This window comes from Mesorhizobium sp. BH1-1-5, from assembly GCF_020165615.1.
Lineage (GTDB): Bacteria > Pseudomonadota > Alphaproteobacteria > Rhizobiales > Rhizobiaceae > Mesorhizobium.
On record NZ_JAIUIM010000006.1, the window covers coordinates 1 to 25158 of the forward strand.

Sequence of the window (25158 nt, forward strand, 5' to 3'; positions counted from 1 at the left end):
CTGCTGCGCAGCAGCCCCGTGCGGCCTAACGCTAACGCTGTCACCTATTCCCTGTCTCACAACAGGGGTGCAGTCCAACTGCCTACTGCCTACTGCCTACTGCCTCACCCCGTGATATCGATGACGCCGCAATCGCCGGCGGCGCTGCCGAAGACGATGCGGCGCTCTTCCTTGTCCCACATCATGGCGGTGATGGCGCCCTTGCCGGGGCGGCGCAGCAAGACTTCCTTGGCGTCGGCGAAGCGCGCCGCGATCACCATGCCGTCCTCATAGCCGATCGCCACGACATCCTGGCTCGGATGGCAGGCGACGCAGGTCACCATCGTGTTGCCGCGTGTGCCGAGTTCCAGCGGCGCCTTGCCCATTGGGCCATCCTTGGCTGAGAACGGCCAGACGATCGCCGCCGGCGCGCCGGAGCTTGCCAGCCATTTGCCCTTCACGCTCCAGGACAGGCTCTTCACCTTGCCGGGATAGCCGCTCATGCGCATGTGCTTGCCGTCGGCGAGCTTCCAGCCATGCAGGGCATTCTCCTGCATGGTGGTGACGAGGAAGGCGCCGTCGGGCGAAAAGGTGATGCCGGTATGGGCGCCGGCCCATTCGAGCTCCACCGGCTTGCCCTCGGCCGCCGGGAAATGCAGCGTCGCGCCATTGTAGCGGGCGACGCCGAAACGCATGCCCTTGGGCGAGAACGCCAGCCCCTCCACCGAGCGCGGATGGGCGAATTCCTTGATCTTGCCGTCGGCGAAACGCACGAAGGCGGTCTTGCCCGAGGCATAGGCGATCGCGCCTTGCGGTCCGGCGGTGACGCTGGTGACCCACTTTTTGCCGGCGCTGGCCAGCTCGCTCACCGCGCCACCAGCCTTGACGGCAAACACCTTGCCGTCCTCGCCGCCGGTGATCAGCCGGTCGTTGGCCGCGTCATGGAAGGCGGCGAGCAACCCGTCATTGGCTTGCACCGTCTTTTGCCCGTTGTCCAAGCGGTGGATCGCGCCGTCGGCCAAAGCAAAATGCGGCACGTCGTTCAGGAAAACGGCGGCGAGGCAATGGCCTTCGAGATCAAGCGGGGCGACTGTGGGCATGTGGGGCGGTCCATTCGAGATCAATGCCCTTCCCATAAGGGGTCGAGCGGCAGGTCTCAACCCATGCTTGGAATAGCTATAGGGAAAGGGGCCCCGGCGTTGGGGCTCTTCCTTCTCCCCTTGTGGGAGAAGGTGTCGCCGAAGGCGACGGATGAGGGGTGCTCCAGGGAAAGCCAGCGTCTCACTCCGCTGGAACACCCCTCAACCGTCTCGGCGCTGCGCGCCGATCCACCTTCTCCCACAAGGGGAGAAGGAAGAAGGGCGCTAAAATCAAGCCGCCTGGCAGGCCTCAAAGCTCTTGCGCAAGCGCTCGGCGTCAAGATCGCGGCCGATGAAGACCAGTCGGCTCTCGTGCTTTTCACCATCCTTCCAGGCGCGCTGGTGGTCGCCCTCGAGGATCATGTGCACGCCTTGCAGCACATAGCGGTCCTCGTCGCCTTTGAGCGCGATGATGCCCTTCAGCCGCAGGATGTTCGGCCCTTCCATCTGGGTCACTTTCTCGATCCAGGGGAAGAACTTCTTCGGGTCCATCTCGCCGCCGCGCAGCGACACCGACTTCACCGTCACGTCATGGATGTCGGAAGCATGGTGGTGATGATGATGATCGTGGCCGTCGTGATCGTGATGATGGTGGTCGTGATCGTGATCATGCGCCTCGAGGAAGTGCGGATCGTTCTCCAGCGCGCGCGACAGGTCGAAGGCGCCGCGGTCGAGCACTTCGTTGAGCGCCACGCCGGACCGCTGCGTGCGGTGGATCTTTGCCGCAGGGTTGATGGCGCGGATCGTCGCCTCGACTTTTTCCAGCTCTTCCGGCGTCACGAGGTCGGTCTTGTTCAGCACCACCACGTCGGCGAAGGCGATCTGGTCCTCGGCTTCCTTGGAATCCTTCAAGCGCAGCGGCAGGTGCTTTGCATCGACCAGCGCCACGACGGCGTCGAGCTTGGTCTTGCTGCGCACGTCGTCATCCATGAAGAAGGTCTGCGCCACCGGCACTGGGTCGGCGAGGCCGGTGGTCTCGACGACGATGGCGTCGAAGCGGCCGGGGCGTTTCATCAGGCCCTCGACGACGCGGATCAGGTCGCCGCGCACCGTGCAGCACACGCACCCATTGTTCATTTCGTAGATTTCCTCGTCGGATTCGACGATCAGGTCGTTGTCGATGCCGATCTCGCCGAACTCGTTGACGATGACGGCGTAGCGCTTGCCGTGGTTTTCCGACAGGATGCGGTTGAGTAGCGTCGTCTTGCCCGCGCCGAGATAGCCGGTGAGAACGGTTACGGGGATTTGCGTCTGTGCATCGCTCATGGCTTGCCTCGAAAATCTGGATTTGTCGCCTCATATAGGATGGGTGCCGCGCTTTTGCACGCGCCAAACCAATGGAACCAGGCGGCTCCTCCGGCCGGGACGGCGCCGAGGACGGATCGGCGGCGACCGAGGCGGGTCAAACGGAGGTTCCGGATGAGCGCCCACTGGCTCCCGCCGGCTTCCGTCGTGAATCTCGTCGCCGCAAAAGTCGTTTGTCATCTAACTGAAATAAACATCTGGCATCACCTGCGCGGGCACCGCAATGCTTGCCGGCAAAGCGTTCTGCAAGCCGGTCTCTTGAAATCGTCATTTGCCAGCCGTCGGACAGCCTCTATGCTTGCCTGCGCCGGTTCGGCCGAAGAGGGAACGACCATGGCCAAGGCGGACAAGACAGCGACAATGAGCCGGCTGCATTCGGCGGCGAGATTGGCGCGCACGGCGCTCGCCGCGCGGCTTCTGGCGCACGGCTTCTACGCCGGCCAGGACCAGATCATGCTGGCGCTCGACCGCGAGGACGGCCAGACCCCCGGCAACCTCGCCGGCCGGCTCGGCGTGCGCCCGCCGACCATCACCAAGACCATCAACCGGCTGCAGGCGCAGGGCTTCCTCGAAAAACGCGCCTCCAACGCCGATGCCCGCCAGGCCCACATCTTCCTCACCGAGTCCGGCCGCGAAACCATCCGCGCCATCGAGAAGTCGGTCAAGAAGACCGAGAAGCAGGCGCTGAGGGGCCTCGACAAGAAGGACCAGAAGGCGCTGTTCAAGCTGCTCGCCCGCATCGAGGCCAATTTGTCGAACGAAGACCTGGTCCTGATGGACGACGACGCGGAGTTGGATGAAGCGTAAGCGCGATGCGCAGCATCGTCGCTCAACCGCGAGGCGTTGGTGACATGCGCGCGACGCGCAGCGTCGTCGCTCCACGCACCCACGTTGGCGTTGTGCTGTAAGCGCGACGCGCAGCGTCGTCGCCCTTCCCGCTAGGCCGCCACCCGGGATCCCTTCACCAGCGCCGCCCAGCGTCCCGGCGTCAATCCGAACGTCTTCTTGAAATGCCGGTTGAAATGGCTCTGGTCGCTGAAGCCGGCGGCGGCGGCGATTTCCGCCAGCGGTTCGCCCTCGGCAATCATGCGGCGCGCGCGCTGCAGCCTCCGCATCAGCAGGAAGCGATGCGGGCTGGTCGAATAGGTGGCGCGGAAATGGCGCGATAGCGCATAGCGGTCGAGGCCGGTAACGGCTTCCAGCTCATCCGAGCGCACCGGCCGCTCGGCATTTTCCTCAAGATAGTCGCGGGCAAGTGCGGCGGCGCGCCATGCGGTCTTGCCCGCCGACTTTGCCGGCTTTCCGGCGTGGCGCCGAAGATGCCGCGCCAGCTGCGCAACGAAATCAGCCACGAACAGCTCGCCGAGTTCTTCGTCCAGCGGCGCCAGCGCCGACAATAGCGTGTCGCGCAAGCGGGGATCGTCGACCACGGCGTCACGGACGAAAGGCAGCGGCTCGCCGTCGAGGCAGTCGAGCAGCAGGGACGGCTCCAGGTAGAGGATCCGGTAGCGCAGCCCGTCTTCCGTTCCGGCGCCGCCATCATGCAATTCGTCCGGGTGCAGCACGATCGCCTGGCCGGGCAGGCTGTGTTGCAGCGCGCCGCGATAATGGAAGCGCTGCACCCCCTGCAACGTCACGCCGATCGCGTAGGTGTCGTGCCGGTGCAGCTCGAAGGCGTTGCCGTGGAAGCGCGCCTCGATGCGTTCGAGGCCCGAGCCGCCCGGCGCCGAAACGATGCGGTCGCCGTTGACCGCATCCGCGCACGAACGTTCAAGACCTTCTTTCGCTTCTGCGCCTAGAGCCTGCGCCATCGCCCTTTCCCGCCCATCATGGGCCCTCTCGGAGTCTCCATCTTGGTGTTCGATACGAAAATTGCAATTGTCCTGAGAGAGGATCTGCCGGTGTGGCAGAAACTCAACGTCACCGCGTTCCTGACCAGCGGCATCGTTGCGCAGTTCCCCGAAATCATCGGCGAGCCCTATCGCGACCGTGCCGGCAACCTCTACAACCCGATGTCGATCCAGCCGGTCATCGTCCTGTCGGCCGATGCGGCGACGCTGGGCACGATCCATCGACGTGCCTTGGAGCGCGGCGTGACGATGTCCGCTTATATCGAGGAGATGTTTTCGACCGGCCACGACCTCGCCAACCGCGCCGTCTTCGCCGAATTCGCGCCGGACGACGCCAAGGTCGTCGGCATTGCCTTGCGCGGCGACAAAAAGCTCGTCGACAAGATCACCAAGGGCGCCCGCATGCATGGCTGAAATGGGTGTCATGCTCCTTCGCCCGAAGGGCCATTGCGAACGTTTGGGGTTGGCCTGAACGCCCATCACGTCGTCATACTATGGCGGAGCACGGAGCGAAGCGACGCGGCGCAGAACCATAGAATCCATTCCCTGACTTCAAAGCCTTGCCACGATGCAGAATTCTGCTTCGCTGCACTCCACGCGGAAGGTCACGGAATGGATCCTCGGGTCTTCGCTCCGCTTCGCGTCGCTCCGCTCGTGGATGACGACGTCGCGGAGGCTTCGGCCAATCCCTCGAGGATTAGCCTGAACGCCTATGACGTCGAGGGGCGCTCAGGCCAATCGCCGACGGCTGTGCATCCCTAAGCCTGTCCAAAGCGCTTGTTGGGCCAGTCGCTTTTGGCTTGCTGGCAAGCGGCGATTGCCGCAGAAGGGTAGTGTCTATTTTCCTTCGGCCCGACCTTGAGCATTCCCAAAAACAACGACGACAGCGCAACGCCGCCCGCGGCGATGCTTCTGATGCTTTGCGTCTATGTCTGCTTCACCTTTCTCGACACCTCCAGCAAATATCTGGTGCTGGCCGGCGTCTCGGCGCTGATCGTCGCCTGGACCCGCTTCACCGTGCACGTGCTGCTGGTCGGCCTCTTCCTGCGCGGCTGGCGCGAGCCGGCGCGTTTTCGCGCCAACAATCTGCCGGCGCATATTTTGCGCGGCTGCATGCTTTTCGGCTCGACCATGTTCAACATCCTGGCGCTGAAGACGCTGCAGCTGGCCGAGACCACGTCGATCTATTTCTTCGGCCCGATGGTCATCACCGCCCTTGCCGGCCCGCTGCTCGGCGAATGGGCCGGCTGGCGGCGGTGGCTGGCGATCCTCACCGGCTTTGTCGGTGTCCTGATCATCACCCGGCCCGGCGTCGGCGTGTTCGGCATCGGCCATCTCTTCGCGCTCTGCTCGATGCTGTCGAACAGCTTTTACGTCATCATGACGCGGCGCATGTCGGCGACCGAAACCTCCGAGAGTCTGATATTGTTCTCGGCGCTGGCGCCGTCGGTGCTGCTGGCCCCAATGCTCGCCTTCTCGCACACCCTGCCGCAGGGCGGCTTTCAATGGTTCGTCGTGCTGATGCTGGGTGTCTTCGGCGCCGGCGGCCACTATTTGCTGGTCCGGGCCTATCGTCTGGCTACCACGACGCAGTTGGCGCCCTATCCCTATTCGCAGATGGTGTGGATGATCATCTCCGGCTGGCTGGTCTTCCACCAGTTCCCGGATCGCTGGACCTTGCTCGGAGCCGCCATCATCGTCGGCAGCGGCCTCTACATCATCCACCGCGAGCACCGGCTTCGCGTGCGCAACTCCGCCTCGCTCGATACCGAGGCCGAGGCGCTGGCAAAAAAACTTTGATTTGCTCCCGATCGATGGCATAAGGCCGAATTTAAACAATTTAAAGACCCTGGGGAGCGAAGGGCACTGGCACAGAAGATCAAGCTTTCGACGATCGCGGATGCGCTCGGCGTCTCCACGGCAACGGTATCGCTGGCGCTCCGCGACAGCCCGCTGGTCGCAGGCTCCACGCGCGAGCGTATCAAGGAGCATGCCCGCGCCATCGGCTATATCTACAACCGCCGCGCCGCCTCGCTGCGCACCTCGCGCTCCGGCATTGTCGGCGTCGTCGTGCACGACATCATGAACCCGTTCTTCGCCGAGATCCTGCGCTCGATCGAAAGCGAGCTCGACCGCAGCCGCCAGACCTTCATCCTGTCCAATCATTACGACCAGCTGGAAAAGCAGCGCACCTTCATCGACACGCTGCTGCAGCTCGGTGCCGACGGCGTCATCATGTCGCCGGCCATCGGCACGCCGGCCGAGGACATCATCATGGCCGAGGAAAACGGCCTGCCGGCGGTGCTGATCGCGCGCACCGTCGCCGGCGCCGACGTGCCGGTGTTCCGCGGCGACGATGCCTATGGCACCGCGCTTGCCACCAATCACCTGATCTCGCTCGGCCACAAGCGCATCGCCATGGTCGGCGGCACCGACCAGACTTCGACCGGCCGCGACCGCTACCAGGGCTATCTCAACGCCATGGAGGCGGCTGGCCTGGAGGTGAAGCCGTCCTGGCGCATTCCCGGGCCGCGCACCAAGCAGGCGGGGTTCGAGGCCGCGGGGCAGTTTCTGGCGCTGAAGGACAAGCCCACCGCCGCTTGCTGCTGGAACGACCTGGTCGCGATCGGGCTGATGAACGGCATCGCGCGCGCCGGCCTCGTGCCGGGCGTCGATATCTCGGTCACCGGCTACGACGATCTCGAGGAGGCGGCAATCGCGACACCGGCCCTGACCACGGTCTGGAACGGTCAGCGCGAGGTCGGCCGCCGCGCGGCGAGCGCCTTGCTCGACAAATTGAACGGTCAGGCGGTGCGGCCCTCGCAGGAGCTGATCAAGCCGGAGCTGCATGTGCGGCAGTCGACCGGCAAGCCGGTGGAGCGTGCATGACCAGCGCCGGAGGAAATTTGCCGGTCGCCATCCTGGTGCCCGCCGATTTCAACGATCATGCCGTCGGCCGCATCGACAAGGCGTTCAAGCTTGTACGGATCGAACGCGCCGACCCGGCGCTGGTGACGGATGAGATGCGCGCCACGGTGCGTGGCATCGCCTCCTACGCAGGCATCAGCGCGGCGATGATCGATGCGCTGCCCAACCTCGAGATCATCGCCAGCTTCGGTGTCGGTTACGATTCCGTCGACGCCAATCACGCGGCGAAGCGCGGCGTCATGGTCACCAACACGCCGGACGTCCTGACCGAGGAGGTCGCCGACACCGCCATCGGCCTTTTGATCAACACCGTGCGCGAGCTCTACGCCGCCGAGAAATGGCTGCGCGACGGCGACTGGGTGGAAAAGGGCAATTATCGTTTGAGCCGGCTCACCTTGCGCGGCCGTAGCGTCGGCATTTTCGGCATGGGCCGCATCGGCCGTGCCGTCGCCCGTCGCCTCGAAGCCTTCGGCCTGCCGATCGCCTATCACAACCGCCGCAAGGTCGAAGGCCTGGCTTACGACTATCATGCCACGCTGAAAGGCCTAGCCGAAGCTGTCGACACGCTGATCTGCATTGCCCCGGGCGGCGCTGCCACGGAGAAGGCGATCAATGCCGGGATCCTGTCGGCGCTGGGGTCGAACGGCGTCTTGGTCAACATCGGCCGCGGCTCGACGGTGGACGAGGCAGCCCTTGCCGGCGCCCTCGAGAGCGGCGCCATCGCGGCCGCCGGGCTCGATGTCTTTGCCGACGAGCCGAACGTGCCGCAGGCCCTGCTCGACGCGCCCAACACCTCGCTTCTGCCGCATGTCGGTTCGGCGTCGGACCACACCCGCCGCGCCATGGCCGATCTCTGCGTCGACAATCTCGTCGCCTGGTTCACCGAGCGCCGGCCGCTGACGCCCGTGCCGGAGACCATCAACGTCAAGGCGCGCGGCTAGAGCAGTCCCAGGGAAGCGGCTTTCCGCCCAGGATGTCGGATCGCATCCGACGCCTTCGCCACATTTGTTAATGCTTTCGTATCGCCATTAACGCCCGCTTAACGCTTTGAAATCATTTTCCACACTGGTTGAGTTGTGGAGACGCGGCGTGAAGCTCGTTGCCGGGTTGGTTGTGTCGGTTGCGTTGTTCGGGGGCGCGCATGTCCTGTATGACGGCAAGAGCCCAAGCACGGCTGTCGAGACCGCCTCCTCGAGCACCTATCGATTGACGGCCAATGGCGACGAAGCCGCTTGCGCGGTGCAGCGGGGAGCCCCGGTCTCCGACGGCCTGTCGCGGCTCGAAATTGCTCCGGATTGCCGCAAGCTGATGCCAGGCATCGAGCGGGTGAGATTCTGGCGCGAGCAGGCGGACGGCTCGGTCGCGTTCAGCGAGAACGGCGTCGACCCGATCGTCACCTTCGGCATTGCCGATGGCGATGGCTACGAATCCTATGCACCGGCCGCGCCGCTTCTGGCGCTGAACAGCGACAGTCAGTAAACCGTCAAGGCGTGGTCTTTTTGCAACTTCGGATAGGAAAACATCTCTGATGTGCTCGCCTGTCTTTGCAACGCAACCAAAGCCGAATAAATTTGGCTTAACTTTGGGGTGCTTAAATGAAGTCCTTGCTTCTTGCTTCAACCATTCTCGCCTTGTTTCCGGCCGGCGCGTTCGCCGCCGACGCGCTCTCTGCTGCTGCTCCGGCGACTTATGAGTGGAGTGGCTTCTATGCCGGTGCCCAGCTCGGCTACGGTTGGGGAAAAGTCGACAGTCACGATTCTGAGATAGGCAGTGGCGCTTCCGACTGGGCCGATTCTTGGAACAGCGATGGAGTTCTTGGCGGTATTCATATCGGCTACAACCAGGCTTACGATCAATTCGTCCTTGGTGCCGAAGCCGACATTGAAGCCTCGGGGATGAGCGGTTCAGTGGATTCGGCATTTGCCGGGAACATCAAGACCAAGATCGACGTGCAGGGTTCGCTGCGGGCGCGCCTTGGTTATACGATGGGGCCGGCCCTCCTTTACGCCACGGGCGGTCTGGCGGTTGCTCATTTCGACACCAAGTACGATAATGGCGTAACGACTGATAGCTCATCCAACACTAAGGCCGGGTGGACGGTGGGCGCAGGTATCGAATATGCGTTCGCGCCGAACTGGACGACGCGCGTCGAGTATCGCTACAGCGACTTCGGCAAATTCACCGACAATCCGGCGACCGATAGCGGCTACCTATACCCGACGCATGTGACTACAAACGCCGTGCGCGTCGGCTTCAGCTACAAGTTCTGATCTGAGTGGCGAAAGGCGGCGCTTGAAGCGCCGCTATTTCTATTCCGCCGCTGCGCGGGCGCCGGTCTTCGCCGCCGCGTGCAGGCGCACGGCATCGCCGAAAGCCCTGAAGATCTTGGCGGAATTGTTGTCCGACTTCACCCAGTATTCGGGGTGCCATTGCACGCCGACCGCGAAGGCGCGGGCGTCCTTGACGGAGACCGCCTCGACCGTGCCGTCGGTGGCCAGAGCCTCGACCTGAAGCTTGGAGCCCAGCCGGTCGATCGCCTGGCGATGCAGCGAATTCACCTTCATCTCGCCGGCGCCGAACACGCCGGCGAGGCAGCTTCCGGGCTTGATCGAAATCGTCTGGTGGATGCCGAAGCGCTCGTCCTGATTGTCGCTCACCGGCGCGCGGTGGTCGAGCGAGCCCTCGCGCTCCTGGATTTCGGTGCCCAGCGTGCCGCCGAGCGCAACGTTCAGTTCCTGGATGCCGCGGCAGATGGCAAGCAGCGGCACGCCGCGCTCGATCGCCTTGCGGATCAGCGGCAGCGTGGTGGCATCGCGTGCCGGATCGTAAGGGCCGTTGGCCTCGCTCGGATCGCCGCCATAGAGCGAAGGATGTACATTGGACTTCGACCCGGTGACCATCACGCCATCGACCGACGACAGCAATTCGTCGAGATCGAGCCGGTCGCCGAAGGACGGCACCAGCAGCGGGAACACGCCGGCGCCGGCGACCGCGGCTTCCAGATATTGCTGGGGCGCTGCGTGCCAGGTGTAGTTGTCGAACTGGCGGACGTCGGACGAGACTGCGACGAGCGGCTGCTGCATTTTGGGTTTGGTTTCCATCAGGCCAAGGAACTGTTCTGCCTATAAAATAAGCGATCCGCCGCGGCTTTTCCATGGCAAGTTTCGCCGCCTCGCATAGGCCAGACAAGAGAATGTTAGACTATAGTTGCAGCGGGCCGCTGAATGGCCGCAAGCTTGGCCGCGGCGCTGGACTCGACTTCTTGCCTGTGTATGTTTCTCACCCAACCGGTCCGGACACCGAGGATGTCCCGGCTTCGGTCAGCTGATCCGCAAGGGAGGAAACTTAATGGATCGTCGTTCATTCATCCGCAAGGCCGGAGCGTCCGGCGTGGGCGCCGCGGCAGCGGCCGCCGCGCTTGCCACGCCGGCGATAGCCCAGTCCAATCCGAAAGTGACCTGGCGGCTTGCGTCATCCTTCCCTAAGTCACTCGACACGATCTATGGCGGCGCCGAAGTCTTCTCCAAGATGCTGTCGGAAGCGACCGACGGCAATTTCCAGATCCAGGTCTTCGCGTCGGGCGAGCTGGTGCCCGGCCTGCAGGCGGCCGATGCCACCGCCGCCGGCACCGTCGAAGCGGCCCACACCGTGGCTTATTATTACTGGGGCAAGGATCCCACCTGGGCGCTGGGCGCCGCCGTGCCGTTCTCGCTCAACGCGCGCGGCATGAACGCCTGGCACTATCATGGCGGCGGCATCGACCTGTTCAACGAATTCCTTGGGGCGCAAGGGTTGTTCGGCCTGCCGGGCGGTAACACCGGCGTCCAGATGGGCGGCTGGTTCCGCAAGGAAATCAACAGTGCCGCCGACCTGTCGGGCCTCAAGATGCGCATCGGCGGCTTTGCCGGCAAGGTCGTCGAGAAGCTCGGTGTGGTGCCGCAGCAGATCGCCGGCGGCGACATTTACCCGGCGCTGGAAAAGGGCACCATCGACGCCGCCGAATGGGTCGGCCCCTATGACGACGAGAAGCTCGGCTTCTACAAGGTCGCGCCCTATTACTATTATCCCGGCTGGTGGGAAGGCGGCCCGACCGTGCATCTCCTGTTCAACAAGGCGAAATACGAAGAACTTTCGCCGACTTACAAATCGCTGCTGCGCACCGCGGCGCAGGCGGCGGACGCCAACATGCTGCAGAAATACGACTATGTGAATCCACCGGCGGTGCGGCGGCTGGTGGCCGGCGGCGCCAAGCTCAGGCCGTTCAGCCAGGAGATCATGGCGGCCTGTTTCGAGAAGGCCAACGAGGTCTATGCCGAGATGGAATCCAACAACGCGCCGTTCAAGAAGATCTGGGAATCGATCAAGGCCTTCCGCAAGGAGCACTATCTCTGGGCCCAGGTCGCCGAATACAATTACGACACCTTCATGATGGTGCAGCAGCGCAACGGCAAGCTGTAGGCCGTCCATCACAAGTTCGTTCAAGGACCTCGGTCTGCGTCCGAGGTCCTTTTTCTTATCTGTCCTACGACCCCGGCCGGCATGGGACGCTATGGCGATAAGCTGCTACATCAAGATCATTGGCGACGACCCCAGGGTGGGAGCTGGCGTGCTGCCTGTGTTCCCTTTGGTGAAGTGCCGAGGGCGGGTGAATTTATTGGTTTTTCACGCGACGGCAAGCGCGACGACCGGGGCGTATTGAGTCAGGATTTGTACCGCGTGAAGCGCGTGATCCATACTGCTGCCACCGAGCTCAACCCCGCGATGATCATTCTCGACGTTGTCTTGGAGCAGCCTGTCGACTAGTGCATCATCGATGCCATCCGCGCCTAGCCTCTGCCCGGCACCACCAGCACCTTGACCTCGCCCGGCGCTGGCGGGTTGGCGATCACGCCCGATGCTTCTTCCAGGCTGACCTGTTTCGAAATCAGCTTGTCGATCACGATCGCGCCGGAGGCGATCAACTGCGCCGCCCTTCCATGCGTGTACGGGTTGAGGAAGGAACCGAGCACCTTCAACTCCCGGAACAATAGATCGAACGGCTCGATCTCCACCTTCATGCCTTGCGGCACCACGCCGACGATGACGATCGTGCCGCCTGCCTTTGCCACCCGCAGCGACTGCTCGACCGTGTCGCGCACGCCGGCGCATTCCAGCACCACGTCGACGCCGCCGGGCACCAGGCCGTTTGGCCCGGCGATGGCCGCGATTGGGTCGCCGGCGCTCGGGTCGATCGTCGCGGTCGCGCCGAGCTCCTCGGCAAGCGCGCGGCGCGAGGCCTGCCGGGTCGACAGGATGATGGTCGCCGCGCCCGCGAGCTTCGCCAGTTGCACCACGAGCAGGCCGATGACGCCGCCGCCGAGCACCACGACCGACGCGCCCGGCCGGATCGCGGCAAGGTCGACGCCGTGCAGGCAGCAGGCGAGCGGCTCGCAGAAGGCGCCTTGCGTCGGCTTGAGCTCCGCCGGCAGCCGAAAGGCCTGCTTGTGCGGCATCAGCACATAGTCGGCGAAGCCGCCGTCGCGGTGGATGCCGATGGCCCTGAGATTGCTGCACAGATTGACGCGGCCGGCATGGCAGTGGGCGCAGCGCCCGCAGGCGATGTTGGGATCGCCGGTGACGCGGTCGCCGATGGCAATGCCGGACACCGCTTCGCCCACGGCCTCCACGATGCCGGAGAATTCATGGCCGAGCGTCACCGCCGGCGTGCACGGAAACTCGCCATGGAAAAGGTGCCGGTCGGTGCCGCAGACGCCGCAGGCCTCGATCTTGACCAGAACATCCCCAGGCCCGGGAACGGGTTTGGGGACCTCGCACAACCCGATCTTGCCCACCTCTTCCAACCGCACGGCTCTCATGGCTTTCACCTCAGTTGAATTTGGGCGGCTGCGAGAGATCAGGCGCGGGGGCCGGCTTGGCCGGCGCATCGCCGAAATTCGGTGGCTGCGACAGGTCGGGCGTGCCGGGCGCCGCCGGCGCGCCGCCATTGGCCGGGGCCGCGCCATTGTCCGCCGGCGGCGTGCCGAGCGGCGACAGCGAAGGCATGTCCGGCAGCTTGATGTCGATGGTGCTGGGCTCCACCGCCGGACCCTTGTAGCGCATGACCATCTGCGGGAAGGCGATGGTGAGCCCGATCATGATCACCTGGATCAGGACGAACGGCACGGCGCCCCAATAGATCTGGCCCGTGCTGACCGGCGCGATCTGCTTGCCGGTGATCCTGTCGAGGTAAGGCACGCGGGCCGCGACCGAACGCAGGTAGAACAGCGCGAAGCCGAAGGGCGGATGCATGAAGCTCGTCTGCATGTTGACGCCGAGCAGCACGCCGAACCAGATCAGGTCGATGCCGAGCTTGTCCGCGGCCGGCGCCAAGAGCGGCACGATGATGAAGGCGAGCTCGAAGAAATCGAGGAAGAAGGCGAGCACGAAGACCAGGATGTTGACGCCGATCAGGAAGCCGGTCTCGCCGCCGGGCAGCGAGATCAGCAGGTGCTCGACCCAGATATGGCCGTTGACGCCGTAGAAGGTGAGCGAAAAGACGCGCGCGCCGATCAGGATGAACAGCACGAAGGAGGAAAGCCTGGTCGTCGAGGCCAGCGCCTGGTTGACGACGTCCCTCGTCAGGCGGCCTTTCATCGCAGCCATGATGAGCGCGCCGACGGCGCCCATGGCGCCGCCTTCGGTCGGCGTGGCGATGCCGAGGAAGATCGTGCCCAGCACCAGGAAGATCAGCGCCAGCGGCGGGATCAGCACGATCACCACCTGCTGCGCCAGCTTCGACATCATGTTGATGCGCAGGCGCTGGTCGAGCACCGCGACCACATAGATGACGATGACGCCGACGGCGAAGCCGAGGATGTCGGCATTGTCGCCCTGCGTCGGCGCAAGATAGCGATAGGCGCCGTAGGCGATGGCGCCGGTGACCAGCAGCGCCACGATCAGCGACAGCACGCCATGGCCGAGTGTACGCGCCTCGGGCGGCAGCGCCGGCATCGAGTTCGGCCGGACGATCGACATGATCAGGATGTAGAGCATGTAGAGGCCGGTCAGCACGAGACCGGGGATCAAGGCGCCGGCATACATGTCGCCGACCGAACGTCCGAGCTGGTCGGCAAGCACGATCAGCACCAGCGACGGCGGAATGATCTGGGCGAGCGTGCCGGAGGCGGCAATGACGCCGGAGGCAACCCTGCGGTCATAGCCGTAGCGCAGCATGATCGGCAGCGAGATCAGGCCCATGGCGATGACTGAGGCCGCGACCACGCCGGTCGTTGCCGCAAGCAGCGCGCCGACGAAGATCACCGCATAGGCAAGGCCGCCGCGGATCGGCCCGAACAGCTGCCCGATCGTGTCGAGCAGGTCCTCGGCCATGCCGGAGCGTTCGAGCACGATGCCCATGAAGGTGAAGAAGGGTATCGCCAGGAGCGTGTCGTTGGACATCACCCTGGTGCCGTAGAAATTGTCCGGCAGCGCGTGCAGCAGCGGCCACGCAAGGTTGATCGACCCCCCGGAATAAGGCGACAGCACCACGCCGATGAAGAAGAACAGCAGGCCGTTGGCAGCGAGCGAGAAGGCGACGGGATAGCCGATCAACAGGAAGACGATCAGCGAGGCGAACATGATCGGCGCCATGTTCTGCGCGATGAATTCGATCACGGGCGCACCTCGCCCGCGATCGACTTGGCCTCTTCGGCCAGCGCCTCGGCCTCGAGCTTGGCCTGGTCATGCGCCGAGACGAAGGGATTGGGGTCCTCCATGTCGCCACGTATGATGGCGATCTTCTTGATGATCTCGGAAACCCCTTGCAGCGCGAGCAGGAAGAAACCGACGAGCAGGATGGCCTTGGCCGGCCACACGATCAGCCCGCCGGCATTGGTCGACATCTCGCCGCTGCGGACGGAGAGCGACACATAGGGCACGAAATAGATCACCATCAGCACCACGAAGGGCATCAGGAAGAACAGGTGGCCGAGCAGGTCGATCCAGTGCTGCACGCGCCGCGAGAACATGCCGTAGACGATGTCGATGCGGATATGGTCGTTCTGCTTCAGCGTGTAGGCGGCGGCGAGCATGAAGGCGGCGCCGAACAGATACCACTGCAGCTCGAGCCACGCGTTGGAGGAGGTGTCGAACACCTTGCGGATGACGGCATTGCCGGCGCTCACCAGGATCGCGAGCAGGATCAGCCAGGACACCCAGCGGCCGATGAACTCGTTGATGCGGTCGATTGTCCTGGATAGAGCGAGCAGCCCTGCCATGCATATCCTCCCTCGCGCATCGACCCGAAAACCATGTTCGATTTTCGGAAAGCACGATGCGTAGACTCAAAAGTGCCAGCGGCGCGCCCGATTCCCCCTCCGGTGTCGCGTCGCTTGGCCCAACGATATGCAGTGCGTGGTCCGGCAGGTCAACATGACAAAGCCGCGGCAAACGGATCGGCAAGCCGCGCAGGGCCGGAATGCCGCCGCATGACGGTACGTCATGCAACGAAAGTCTGGGAGCTTAGGCGATCTTGGCCTGGTCTCGCCCGGCGCCGATCAGCACCAGCATGGCGACGAGGAAGAGATAGATCCAGGCGTCGCGCCATTCGAGCGGGAAATAGCCGGCCCAGAGCGATTCCGCCATGCCGAAGGCCGCGGCGCCAAGCGCCGCCTTGAGCGGCGACAGATAGCCGCCGACCGCCGTCACGAACAGGATCTTGAGGCCGTAGATCAGCCCGGTGCCGAAGGAGACATTGCCGTAATAGAGGCCGGCAAGCACGCCGGCCAAGGCGGCGCAGAAGCCGCCGAACAGCACGGCGCGGCGGAACACGGCGGTGACGTCGATGCCGCACATCGCCGCCGCCTTCGGGTCGTCGGAGACGGCGCGCCAGGCGCGGCCGAAGCGCGAATGCGAAAACAGCCAGGCCGCCAGCGCCACCACCGCGATGACACAAGCGCAGTCGAGCAGCTGGATGACGGTGAGCGTGACCTTGAAGCCGTCACCCTCAGCGAAGATGACCGGGGTGGCGAGCATTGGCGGCAGCCAAAGATCATGCGTGTCGGCGGCAATGCGGCTCGCCTCCGACAGGAAGAGCAGGATGCCGAGCGTCGTCACCACGATGGCGTTGGGCGAGCGGTCGGCGAGCCTCTCGAAAACGCTGCGCGATAGCACGTGGCTGATCAGCGCCGCGTAGAGAATGGCCGCGACCACGCCGAGGGCCACCGCGGCGGCGAGCGTCAGCCACAGCGCCTGGTAGCCGAAGGCGGCGGTCAGGATCATCGTCTGGCCGCAGAAGGCGAACAGCGCGCCGTAAGCCAGGTTCGTGCGGTGCAGGATGCCGTTGGTCAGCACATAGCCGAAGGCGAGCAGCGCATAGAGCGCCCCCGAATGCAGCCCGTTCAGCACCTGCTGGAAGAAATAGAGCATGCGGCATCCCTAGGCCGTCGCGTCCCCTTGGCCGCACTCGAAGCGTTGCACTCGGAATCTAACTTGTCAAATACGTTTTATCGGTTAGATTTCTCTCATGACGGTATCCTGGACCCCGCACCGCTTCACCGGCGGCATCCTTGCGCTCGACACGGCGAACACCGTCGTGCTGCGCAACGATCCGCAAAAGTCCTTCGACCGTTTCGACGATCCGGCCGAGATCGCCCGCTTCGCCGAGGCGGCGAGCGGCTTTCGCGCCACCGAGCTCGGCGGCCGGCGGCTGAGGGCGCCGGAGCCGGGCGAGATAAAACCAACCGTCGTCTCTATTCGCGAGGCGACCGATCGCCTGTTTCGCCATGCCGTATCGAACGGCGCGGTCGCGACCAGCCACCTGCCGGGCTTCCTTACGGCCTGCGCTGACGGGTTGGCGGGCAGCGCGACCGAGATCGGGACGCCGGGCCAGCCTTTCGGCGATCCACAGACACCGATTGCCTTCGAAGCGGCCTTGGCCGTTTCGGCGCTGTCGCTGCTGCGCGACGAGACGGTGGCGAGGCTGAGGATCTGTCCCAACTGCAGCTGGCTGTTCGTCGACCGCAGCCGCAACGCCAGCCGCTTGTGGTGCGATATGGCCGTCTGCGGCAATCGCCAGAAGGCAAACCGCTATTACCGCCGCCGTACAGCGGCGAGGGAGGTCAGCAATGCTTAGGAAATTGTCGCGCTCGGCTTTGGTCGGCGCCGCCTTGATCGCCGCGATCGCGCTCGGCGCCTGCCGCGATACCGGCAAGGACCAGCTCTTCGCCATCTCCGGCAAGCTGTTCGAGTTCAACTACCGGCTCGCCATCGCCACCTATGTCATCACGCTGAAGCCGCTGCGCCCGATGGTCGACGGCCAGGTGGCGGTCGTGAGCTTCCAGAACCCGGCCGGCGGCGATCCGCTCATCGTCAACCAGAAGATCTGGCCGAAGCTGCCCCACATCACGCTCACCAGTCCGCCGCTCACTTGCGTGGTCAAGGACAAACCCTATTCCGTCTCGATCCGCATCGAGGACGCGAGCGGCGCGTTGCTGCAAGCTATCGACACCACCATGACGTCGTCCGAGGATCAGACGATGCTGCCGGATCGGCCGCTGGTGATCGGGCCGAACTACGAGCTCAATGCCGATCTGGCCGGCCATCCCGACGGCAAGCTGCCGGGCGAACCGAAGCCGGATTGCTCGAAAGCGACCTGAAACGGAGGGGCTCGCGCGAAATTTTTGTTCCTCACGAAGCGGTTAGCATGATCTTGTATGCGCCGTCGGCCACTCGCCAGACCGATTGTTGCGTGTTATTTGGCCTCTGCGATTTTGTTTGACCTCTCCCGCAAGGGAAGAAAGACTGCGGCGTCCCACTCCGACGTTGGCTGCCTGATTTGGGGCTGCCTCCGCAGAGGAAATACCTGATGACGCTGCACGACGTCGCGCTCGACGACAAGTTCGACCTTGGCAAGGAGCGCATCTTCCTGTCCGGGGCACAGGCGGTCGTGCGCATGCTTCTCATGCAGCGCGAGCGCGACCGCCGTGCCGGCCTCAACACGGCGGGCTTCGTCTCCGGCTATCGCGGCTCGCCGCTGGGCGGCCTCGACATGCAGCTGTGGCGGGCCAAGAAGCAGCTCGCGCAAGCCGATATCGTCTTCCAGCCCGGCCTCAACGAGGAACTCGCCGCGACCGCCTGCTGGGGCTCGCAGCAGACCGAATTGCTGGGCGAGGGCACGCATGACGGCGTCTTTTCCGTCTGGTACGGCAAGGGGCCGGGCGTCGACCGTTCCGGCGATGTCTTCCGTCACGCCAACCTTGCCGGCTCGTCGAAGCATGGCGGCGTGCTCGCCTTGATGGGCGACGACCATATGGCCGAATCCTCGACCAATGCGCATGCCACCGAATTCCTCTTCGTAGACACCATGGTGCCGATCCTCAATCCGGCCGGCGTCCAGGAAATCATCGATTACGGCCTCTATGGCTTTGCCATGTCGCGCTTCGCCGGCACCTGGGCGGCGATCAAATGCGTCAAGGACAACATCGAATCGACGGCTTCGGTCGACGCCTCGATCGAGCGTCTGGGCATCGTCATTCCCGAATTCGACATGCCGCCGGGCGGCCTGAACATCCGCCACGAGATCGACATGCTCGGTCAGGAAGAGCGGCTGCATGAGCATAAACGCGCCGCGGCGTCGGCCTTCATTCACGCCAACGGCCTGAACCGCATCGTGTATTCCGGCGGCCGCAATCCCAAGCTCGGCGTCATCACCATCGGCAAGAGCTATCTCGACGTCCGCCAGGCGCTGGAGGATATCGGCGTCGACGAGGAGGCCGCCAACCGCATCGGCATCCGCCTGTTCAAGGTCGGCTGCCCATGGCCGCTCGACTTGCAGCACATCGCCGAGTTCGCGCGCGGCCTCGACACCATCGTCGTCGTCGAGGAAAAGCGCTCGCTGATCGAGGTGCAGCTGCGCGAGAACCTCTACGGCACCGCCACGCAGCCGGTGATCGTCGGCAAGAAGGACGAGCGCGGCGACTGGCTGTTTCCGGCCAAGGGCGCGCTCGACCCGAACGAGATCGCCATCGCGCTCGGCGAAAGGATCCTGCGCACCATCGGCCCGTCTGAAGAGATCGCCGCGCGGGTGGCGAAGCTGCGCCAGTTCCAGGCGATGCTCGCCGACACCGTCGATATCGGCTCGCGCACGCCCTTCTTTTGCTCCGGCTGCCCGCACAACTCCTCGACCAAGGTGCCGGACGGCTCGTTGGCCGCCGCCGGCATAGGCTGCCATTTCATGGCGCTGTGGATGGACAGGAACACCGTCGGCTTCACCGCCATGGGCGGCGAGGGTGCGCAATGGGTCGGCCAGGCGCCGTTCTCGAAGCGCGACCATATCTTCCAGAATCTCGGCGATGGCACCTACAACCATTCCGGCGCGCTGGCGATCCGCTTCGCGCTGTCCTCCGGTGCCAACATCACCTACAAGATCCTCTACAACGACGCGGTGGCGATGACCGGCGGCCAGCCGCATGAGGGCGGCCTGACCGTCGACATGATCGCGAGACAGGTTCGCGCCGAGGGCGTCGACCGCATCGCCGTCGTCACCGACGAGCCGGACAAATATGCCGGCAAGGCCGATTTCCCGGCCGGCATCAGCATCCATCACCGTGACGACCTCGATCTCGTCCAGCGCGAATTGCGCGATGTGAAGGGCGTCTCGGTGCTGATCTACGACCAGACCTGCGCCGCCGAGAAGCGCCGGCGCCGCAAGCGCGGCACCTTCCCCGATCCGGACAAGCGCGTCTTCATCAACGAACTGGTCTGCGAAGGCTGCGGCGATTGCGGCGTGCAGTCCAACTGCGTCTCCATTCAGCCGGTCGAGACCGAATTCGGCCGCAAGCGCCGGATCGACCAGTCGAGCTGCAACAAGGATTTTTCCTGCGTCAACGGTTTCTGCCCGTCCTTCGTCACCGTGCATGGCGGCAAGATCAGGAAGGCCGAAGGCATTGCCGGCAGGGCCGATCCTCTCGACGGCGTGCCGGCGCCGGCGGAATTCCGCATGGGCAGCCAGGGCTGGGCGGCGATCATCGACGGGGTCGGCGGTACCGGCGTCGTCACCGTCGGCGCCATGCTGGGCATGGCGGCGCATCTGGAAGGCAAGGGCTGCGGCATGATCGACATGGCCGGCCTCGCCCAGAAGGGCGGCTCGGTTTTCACCCATGTCCGCATCGCCCCGACGCCCGAGGACATCCACGCCATTCGCGTTTCGGCCGGCAAGGCCGACCTCGTGCTCGGCTGCGATCTCGTCGTCTCCGGCGCCAAGAAGGTGCTGGGCGCGGTGCGCGAGGGCCACACGATCTTCCTCGCCAACACCGCCGAGATCATGCCCGGCGAATTCACCCGTTCCGCCGATTTCTCGCTTCCGGTCGAGCGGCTGAAGAAGGCGATCCGGGCGGCTGCCGGCGACGACAAGGCCCACTTCTTCGACGCCACCCGCACGGCGACCGCTCTGTTCGGCAATTCGCTCGGCGCCAACATGTTCATGCTCGGCTTCGCTTTCCAGCACGGCGGCCTGCCGCTTTCGGCCGAAGCCGTTGAAAAGGCGATAGAATTGAACGGCGAAGCGGTGGCGATGAATGTCGCCGCCTTCCGCTGGGGCCGTCGTGCCGCGCATCAGCCCGAATTCGTGCGCGGCCTGGTCGCCCAAACCGGCAAGCCGGCGTCAAAACCCGCCGAGACGCTGGACGATGTCATCGCCCGACGCGTCGCCTTCCTCACCGCCTATCAGAACGCCGCCTACGCCAGGCGCTACGCCGACCGCGTGGCGACGCTGCGCGCCGCCGAAGCCAAGGCTGTGCCCGGCTCGACCGCGGTGACCGAGGCCGCCGCCAGGAACCTCTTCAAGCTGATGGCGATCAAGGACGAGTACGAGGTGGCGCGGCTCTACACCGACGGCACCTTCGCCGCCGACCTCGCCAAGCAGTTCCAGAGCTACGAGAAGCTCGAATTCCACCTCGCGCCGCCGATCCTCGGCCGGCGCGGCAATGACGGCAAGCCCCGGAAATCGAGCTTCGGCCCGTGGATGATGAAGGGTTTTCGGCTGCTGGCGGCGATGAAGGGCCTGCGCGGAACCGCCTTCGACCTTTTCGGCTACACCGCCGAGCGGCGCATCGAGCGGCAGTCGTTGAGGGCGTACGAAGCCGATCTCGACTTGATTGCCGGCGCGCTGGCGCCGGGCAGGGTGGAGGCCGCGACGGCCCTGGCCTCCGTGCCGGCGCTTATCCGCGGCTACGGCCATGTCCGGCAGGCCAGCGCCGAGAAGGCGGCGGGCGAGCGGACGCGCTTGGTCGAGCGTTTGGCGCAGGCTCCCGCGGAGCTGGCCCTTCGGGCAGCGGAATGATCGCGCCGGCGCGCTGACGCTGCGCCAAGCCTCCTTAATTTCCCGGTCTGTTCCGCGTGTCGCAACCCTCTGCAACCGTGGCCGAGTGCCGTTCTAAGCCTTTTTTAAGGCGGGTGTGGCATGACAAGGCGTAGTGTTGGGCCAACGGCATGGGTAGAACAAAGACCGAGAACATCCCGGCGGATGTTTATATCCAGTTTGTGCGGTCGTTGTTCGACAACGCCCACATGCTGGTGATCGGTGGCGTTTGCTACTGGATCCTCGGATTCATGATCTATTGGCGGACGCACAATCCGCTGTTTCTGGCCTTTTCCTTCGGTCTGCTCTCCATCAGCCTTTTCCGTTACTTCGGCATTCGCACCTTCCTGAAGACAGGCGGCACCATAGCCAATGTCGAAGAGGCGAGGCGGTGGGAGCGCAACTATATCCTCAAGGGCAGCCTGCAGGGCCTGGGCCTGGGTTCGCTCTGCTTCATATCGATCTACGTCTATCCCGATCCCTTCGCCGAGCTGGCCGCGACGTCGCTGACGATCGCGACCCTGGTCACGGTTGTCGGCCGCAACTACGGTTCCCCGCAGATGGTGCGGATTTTCTCCGTCACCTTCATCGGTCCGGCGGCGCTGGGACTCCTGCTGCGCATGGATTTCCCGTCGGTCCTGCTCGGCCTGATGATCATCCCGCTGACCTTCATCACCATCAACAGCGCCGACCACGTCCGCAACGTGCTCTTCTCCGCCGTCATCGGCCACAAGCAGGCCAGGAACCTGACGCGCCGGTTCGATCGCGCGCTCAACACCATGTCGCACGGCCTGGTCATGCTGGGGCCGGACGGCCGCGTCGCGGTGGCCAATGCCGAAGCCGCCCGCCTGATGTCGCTGAGATCGGGCGATGCCTTGCTTGGACGTTCGATCCACGGTCTTTTGATGCGCGGCGTCGCCGGCGGCATGCTGGCGCCGAAAGACTGCCGCTACATCGAAGCGCAGCTGACACGCGCCTTGCGCGAAGGCCGCGACCGCAAGGTGCTGGTCTCCTTAGCCAACGGCCAGCACTATGAATTCTCCGCCCGCGAAGGCAGCCAGGAGTTGGGCGTCATCACCTTCGAGGATGTGACGGCGCGCGTCGAGGCGGAGGAAAAGATCCGCTTCATGGCGCGTTACGACAACCTGACCGGACTGCCGAACCGCGCCTATTTCCACGAGCTGGTCGGCGAGGCTATGGCCTCCGGCGACCAGGACCGGCTCTGCGGCCTCGCGGTGCTCGATCTCGACGACTTCAAGAGCGTCAACGACACGCTCGGCCATCCGGTCGGCGACGGGCTGATCTATGCCGTGGCCGAGCGCCTCGCGGCGATCGCCGGGCCGGGCATCACCGTCAGCCGCTTCGGCGGCGACGAGTTCATGATCTTCTTCGACCGTGTCGAGGACGAAAGCCACCTCAGCACGCTGCTCGACCAGATTTTCGCGGACCTGCAGGGCGAGGTGGACGTCGCCGGCCACGGCCTGCGCATCCAGACCAGCGGCGGCGCCGTGCTTTCCAAGGTCAAGGACACCGACGCGGACGCCATGATCGTCAAGGCCGATCTTGCCCTCTACAAGGCCAAGGAGCTCGGCAAGAACAGCTGGCGGCTGTTCGAGGCTGCCATGGATGCCGCCTTCCGCAATCGCCAGCTGATGAAGGCCGACCTGCGCAATGCCGTGCAGGCCAGGGAGTTGCGCGTCGTCTACCAGCCGATCGTGGCCGTCAGCACCATGCGCATCGCCAGCTGCGAGGCGCTCTGCCGCTGGGACCATCCCGATCTCGGCCCGATCTCGCCCAGCGTCTTCATCCCGCTCGCCGAGGAGATGGGCATCGTTTCCGACATCAGCACGTTCGTGCTGGAGGCCGCCTGCACCGAATGCGCCAAATGGCCGGCCCAGACCAGCGTGTCGGTCAACCTCTCGGCCAAGGATTTCCGCAATCGCGATATCGTCCAGAAGGTCAGGGACGCCCTGGCCAAGTCGGGCCTGGCGGCGCACCGGCTCGAAATCGAGGTCACCGAGACCGCGCTGCTGGACGACAAGTCGCTGACGCGCGAGTCGATCGAGGAACTGAAGGCGCTCGGCGCGCGCATCGCGCTTGACGATTTCGGCACCGGCTACTCCAGCCTGAGCTATCTCCACAAGCTGCCGCTCGACAAGATCAAGATCGACCGCTCCTTCCTGGTCGACGTCAACCAGAACCGGCAGTCGCTCGATCTTCTCAAGGGCATCGTCAGCCTGTCCCGGACGCTGGGTCTTTCCGTCACCATCGAAGGGGTCGAGACCTTCGAGCAGCTGAAGACGCTAGTCCATCTGGTCAAGCCGGACTTCGTGCAGGGCTTCCTCTTCGGCGCCGCGCTCAGCGCGTCGGGCATCGAGACGATGTCGAGCGTCACATGGCCATTTGCAGCGGACCTGCATATCGCCGGCAAACGGACAGCCAGCTGACCGGGTTTCGGGGCAACGCTCTCGCTTCGAGAGTGGCATGATCCGGACTTCCAGCTCACGGAAAATGACGCTTGCCCTGGCGCAAGTTTAAACCCGCCGCGCCTTGCCGCTTTTCAAGCTCTGAATTTGAAATGATCTCGGTGATCGCCGGTAGGTCGCGTCCGACAGCCGTCGGCGCCGAGTTTTGCTTTTTCCTGTGCAGGATCGACGAAAATCTGCCCGGCCATTAACGTTAACAAGCGGTAAATCAGCAATATCGAATTTTCAGCTTGTGTCTCATTTCAACTCGAATAGCCTAATTGCAGGCGGAATTCGAGGACTGACAATGGATGCTGCGAGGAAGAGTGCGTCGGCTAGCGCCAGCGCGAGGATGGACTCCGCGCTCAACCGATCCATGATGCAATTACTGGACCACGTCGAATATCGTCTCATCACCGGGGGTGAAGATCTGGAGGCGATCTACCGGCTTCGCTACAATTCCTATCTGCGCTCAGGTATGTGTGGCCCGATCGCCAGCGGCATGTTCGAGGACCGTTGGGATAATCTGCCCAATTCCTACCGGTTCGGCGTCTATTGTTACGGTGAATTGGTCAGCACGCTGCGCTTCCACTATATTTCCAGCGAGCAGCCATACTCGCCTTCCATCGATGCCTATCCCGAAGTCTTGCTTCCCCGGCTCGCCCGCGGCGAAACCTTCATCGACGGAACCCGCTTCGCAACCGATCCCGACTGCGCGCCGGCGCCCGGAGTGCTGCCTTTCCTGACGCTCAGGATCGCCATGGTCGCCTCCTGTTACTTCGGCCAGGACTCGGTGCTCACGCCCGTCAAGCTCGAGCATTCCGCCTTCTACGCGCGCTTCTTCAATGCCGTGCAGCGGAGCGAGGCCAAGCAGTTCCCGGGCGTTCTTGCCCCGATCGCGCTGTTCGAAATTCCTGCCGGCGAAAACATGCGCCTGACGCTCGAACGGCTGCCATTCTTCAAGTCGACGGCGATGGAGCAGCGGCTGATGTTCGGCAATCCGGCCATCAACCGGCTGACGCCCCTCTCCATCGTGCCGACGGCGAAGTACTATCGCGCCGCTGCCTGAACGCTGGCCCTGAACCTTTCGTCGGCTGCGGCGTTGTCAGAGCAATTCCAGGAAAAGTGTGAGCGGTTTTCCGTCCGGAATTGCGTCA

General features: G+C 64.3%; 22 protein-coding genes. 14 read left to right on the plus strand and 8 right to left on the minus strand.

What is annotated here, in order from left to right; all coding sequences use genetic code 11:
- Positions 1-104: 104 nt before the first annotated feature.
- Together LB572_RS09540 and LB572_RS09545 are read right to left on the minus strand one after the other, a co-directional pair.
- Positions 105-1079, minus strand: a complete 975-nt coding sequence (locus tag LB572_RS09540) for a WD40 repeat domain-containing protein (RefSeq protein WP_140807165.1) — start codon at positions 1077-1079, stop codon at positions 105-107.
- A 270-nt stretch (positions 1080-1349) separates the two neighbouring features.
- Positions 1350-2384 carry a CobW family GTP-binding protein gene (locus LB572_RS09545; RefSeq protein ID WP_224667556.1) on the minus strand — a complete coding sequence of 345 codons (1035 nt, stop codon included), beginning with the start codon at positions 2382-2384 and terminating at the stop codon, positions 1350-1352.
- Positions 2385-2756: 372 nt separating this feature from the next.
- On the opposite strand from LB572_RS09545, the gene LB572_RS09550 reads away from it, so the two are divergent.
- Complete coding sequence (locus LB572_RS09550) at positions 2757-3230, plus strand: MarR family winged helix-turn-helix transcriptional regulator (protein WP_140803654.1); 474 nt, start codon at positions 2757-2759, stop codon at positions 3228-3230.
- A 131-nt stretch (positions 3231-3361) separates the two neighbouring features.
- Here the strand turns inward: LB572_RS09550 and LB572_RS09555 are convergent, their stop codons facing one another.
- A complete protein-coding gene (locus LB572_RS09555; RefSeq protein ID WP_224667557.1) occupies positions 3362-4234 on the minus strand; it encodes an AraC family transcriptional regulator in 873 nt (290 codons plus the stop codon).
- Between the two features lie 45 nt (positions 4235-4279).
- On the opposite strand from LB572_RS09555, the gene LB572_RS09560 reads away from it, so the two are divergent.
- The 6 genes from LB572_RS09560 (at position 4280) to LB572_RS09585 (ending at position 9471) form a co-directional block, all read left to right on the plus strand.
- Positions 4280-4687 carry a DUF2000 family protein gene (locus LB572_RS09560; RefSeq protein WP_140803650.1) on the plus strand — a complete coding sequence of 136 codons (408 nt, stop codon included), beginning with the start codon at positions 4280-4282 and terminating at the stop codon, positions 4685-4687.
- A 501-nt stretch (positions 4688-5188) separates the two neighbouring features.
- Positions 5189-6073, plus strand: coding sequence for a DMT family transporter (locus tag LB572_RS09565; protein WP_224667728.1), 885 nt, complete (start codon positions 5189-5191; stop codon positions 6071-6073).
- A 66-nt stretch (positions 6074-6139) separates the two neighbouring features.
- Entirely contained in the window at positions 6140-7162 is a 1023-nt protein-coding gene (locus LB572_RS09570) for a LacI family DNA-binding transcriptional regulator (protein WP_140811547.1), read from the plus strand.
- The gene (locus LB572_RS09575; protein ID WP_224667558.1) at positions 7159-8142 is read left to right on the plus strand and encodes a 2-hydroxyacid dehydrogenase; all 984 of its coding nucleotides are present in this window, start codon (positions 7159-7161) and stop codon (positions 8140-8142) included. Before LB572_RS09570 ends, LB572_RS09575 begins: the two co-directional genes overlap by 4 nt.
- A 148-nt stretch (positions 8143-8290) precedes the next feature.
- Positions 8291-8680, plus strand: a complete 390-nt coding sequence (locus LB572_RS09580) for a hypothetical protein (protein ID WP_140802270.1) — start codon at positions 8291-8293, stop codon at positions 8678-8680.
- Between the two features lie 116 nt (positions 8681-8796).
- Positions 8797-9471, plus strand: a complete 675-nt coding sequence (locus LB572_RS09585; RefSeq protein WP_140802271.1) for an outer membrane protein — start codon at positions 8797-8799, stop codon at positions 9469-9471.
- A 39-nt stretch (positions 9472-9510) separates the two neighbouring features.
- Here the strand turns inward: LB572_RS09585 and LB572_RS09590 are convergent, their stop codons facing one another.
- A complete protein-coding gene (locus LB572_RS09590; protein WP_224667559.1) occupies positions 9511-10284 on the minus strand; it encodes a gamma-glutamyl-gamma-aminobutyrate hydrolase family protein in 774 nt (257 codons plus the stop codon).
- 265 nt (positions 10285-10549) lie between these two features.
- On the opposite strand from LB572_RS09590, the gene LB572_RS09595 reads away from it, so the two are divergent.
- Both LB572_RS09595 and LB572_RS09600 read left to right on the plus strand, forming a co-directional pair.
- The gene (locus LB572_RS09595; protein ID WP_224667560.1) at positions 10550-11659 is read left to right on the plus strand and encodes a TRAP transporter substrate-binding protein; all 1110 of its coding nucleotides are present in this window, start codon (positions 10550-10552) and stop codon (positions 11657-11659) included.
- Positions 11660-11740: 81 nt separating this feature from the next.
- Positions 11741-12004 (plus strand): hypothetical protein, encoded by a 264-nt coding sequence (locus tag LB572_RS09600; protein ID WP_224667561.1) that lies wholly within the window; start codon positions 11741-11743, stop codon positions 12002-12004.
- Positions 12005-12027: 23 nt separating this feature from the next.
- On the opposite strand, the gene LB572_RS09605 is transcribed toward LB572_RS09600, so the two are convergent.
- The 4 genes from LB572_RS09605 to LB572_RS09620 form a co-directional block, all read right to left on the minus strand.
- Positions 12028-13056, minus strand: coding sequence for a zinc-dependent alcohol dehydrogenase family protein (locus tag LB572_RS09605; RefSeq protein ID WP_224667562.1), 1029 nt, complete (start codon positions 13054-13056; stop codon positions 12028-12030).
- A 10-nt stretch (positions 13057-13066) separates the two neighbouring features.
- Entirely contained in the window at positions 13067-14851 is a 1785-nt protein-coding gene (locus LB572_RS09610; protein ID WP_224667729.1) for a TRAP transporter large permease, read from the minus strand.
- On the minus strand, positions 14851-15456 hold the full coding sequence (locus LB572_RS09615; protein WP_224667563.1) for a TRAP transporter small permease subunit: 606 nt from the start codon (positions 15454-15456) through the stop codon (positions 14851-14853). Before LB572_RS09615 ends, LB572_RS09610 begins: the two co-directional genes overlap by 1 nt.
- A gap of 244 nt (positions 15457-15700) precedes the next feature.
- On the minus strand, positions 15701-16606 hold the full coding sequence (locus tag LB572_RS09620) for a branched-chain amino acid ABC transporter permease (RefSeq protein WP_140802277.1): 906 nt from the start codon (positions 16604-16606) through the stop codon (positions 15701-15703).
- A 97-nt stretch (positions 16607-16703) separates the two neighbouring features.
- Here LB572_RS09620 and LB572_RS09625 point away from each other — a divergent pair, with 97 nt between their 5' ends.
- From LB572_RS09625 to LB572_RS09645, 5 genes are all read left to right on the plus strand, one after another.
- A complete protein-coding gene (locus LB572_RS09625; RefSeq protein ID WP_224667564.1) occupies positions 16704-17312 on the plus strand; it encodes a CGNR zinc finger domain-containing protein in 609 nt (202 codons plus the stop codon).
- Entirely contained in the window at positions 17305-17835 is a 531-nt protein-coding gene (locus tag LB572_RS09630; protein WP_224667565.1) for a hypothetical protein, read from the plus strand. The genes LB572_RS09625 and LB572_RS09630 overlap by 8 nt, the downstream gene beginning before the upstream one ends.
- Before the next feature lie 209 nt (positions 17836-18044).
- Positions 18045-21518: an indolepyruvate ferredoxin oxidoreductase family protein gene (locus LB572_RS09635; RefSeq protein ID WP_224667566.1), complete on the plus strand. Its 3474-nt coding sequence runs from the start codon at positions 18045-18047 to the stop codon at positions 21516-21518.
- Between the two features lie 149 nt (positions 21519-21667).
- Positions 21668-23983, plus strand: a complete 2316-nt coding sequence (locus LB572_RS09640; RefSeq protein ID WP_140802281.1) for a putative bifunctional diguanylate cyclase/phosphodiesterase — start codon at positions 21668-21670, stop codon at positions 23981-23983.
- A gap of 394 nt (positions 23984-24377) precedes the next feature.
- Positions 24378-25070, plus strand: a complete 693-nt coding sequence (locus LB572_RS09645) for an N-acyl amino acid synthase FeeM domain-containing protein (protein ID WP_224667567.1) — start codon at positions 24378-24380, stop codon at positions 25068-25070.
- Positions 25071-25158 lie beyond the last annotated feature (88 nt).

Excerpts from the sequence above, each read along its gene's own strand:
- LB572_RS09540 (WP_140807165.1), bottom strand. The coding sequence starts at position 1,079 with ATGCCCACAGTCGCCCCGCTTGATCTCGAAGGCCATTGCCTCGCCGCC.
- LB572_RS09545 (WP_224667556.1), bottom strand. The coding sequence starts at position 2,384 with ATGAGCGATGCACAGACGCAAATCCCCGTAACCGTTCTCACCGGCTAT.
- LB572_RS09550 (WP_140803654.1), top strand. The coding sequence starts at position 2,757 with ATGGCCAAGGCGGACAAGACAGCGACAATGAGCCGGCTGCATTCGGCG.
- LB572_RS09555 (WP_224667557.1), bottom strand. The coding sequence starts at position 4,234 with ATGGCGCAGGCTCTAGGCGCAGAAGCGAAAGAAGGTCTTGAACGTTCG.
- LB572_RS09565 (WP_224667728.1), top strand. The coding sequence starts at position 5,189 with ATGCTTTGCGTCTATGTCTGCTTCACCTTTCTCGACACCTCCAGCAAA.
- LB572_RS09575 (WP_224667558.1), top strand. The coding sequence starts at position 7,159 with ATGACCAGCGCCGGAGGAAATTTGCCGGTCGCCATCCTGGTGCCCGCC.
- LB572_RS09585 (WP_140802271.1), top strand. The coding sequence starts at position 8,797 with ATGAAGTCCTTGCTTCTTGCTTCAACCATTCTCGCCTTGTTTCCGGCC.
- LB572_RS09590 (WP_224667559.1), bottom strand. The coding sequence starts at position 10,284 with ATGCAGCAGCCGCTCGTCGCAGTCTCGTCCGACGTCCGCCAGTTCGAC.
- LB572_RS09595 (WP_224667560.1), top strand. The coding sequence starts at position 10,550 with ATGGATCGTCGTTCATTCATCCGCAAGGCCGGAGCGTCCGGCGTGGGC.
- LB572_RS09600 (WP_224667561.1), top strand. The coding sequence starts at position 11,741 with ATGGGACGCTATGGCGATAAGCTGCTACATCAAGATCATTGGCGACGA.
- LB572_RS09605 (WP_224667562.1), bottom strand. The coding sequence starts at position 13,056 with ATGAGAGCCGTGCGGTTGGAAGAGGTGGGCAAGATCGGGTTGTGCGAG.
- LB572_RS09615 (WP_224667563.1), bottom strand. The coding sequence starts at position 15,456 with ATGGCAGGGCTGCTCGCTCTATCCAGGACAATCGACCGCATCAACGAG.
- LB572_RS09620 (WP_140802277.1), bottom strand. The coding sequence starts at position 16,606 with ATGCTCTATTTCTTCCAGCAGGTGCTGAACGGGCTGCATTCGGGGGCG.
- LB572_RS09625 (WP_224667564.1), top strand. The coding sequence starts at position 16,704 with ATGACGGTATCCTGGACCCCGCACCGCTTCACCGGCGGCATCCTTGCG.
- LB572_RS09630 (WP_224667565.1), top strand. The coding sequence starts at position 17,305 with ATGCTTAGGAAATTGTCGCGCTCGGCTTTGGTCGGCGCCGCCTTGATC.
- LB572_RS09635 (WP_224667566.1), top strand. The coding sequence starts at position 18,045 with ATGACGCTGCACGACGTCGCGCTCGACGACAAGTTCGACCTTGGCAAG.
- LB572_RS09640 (WP_140802281.1), top strand. The coding sequence starts at position 21,668 with ATGGGTAGAACAAAGACCGAGAACATCCCGGCGGATGTTTATATCCAG.
- LB572_RS09645 (WP_224667567.1), top strand. The coding sequence starts at position 24,378 with ATGATGCAATTACTGGACCACGTCGAATATCGTCTCATCACCGGGGGT.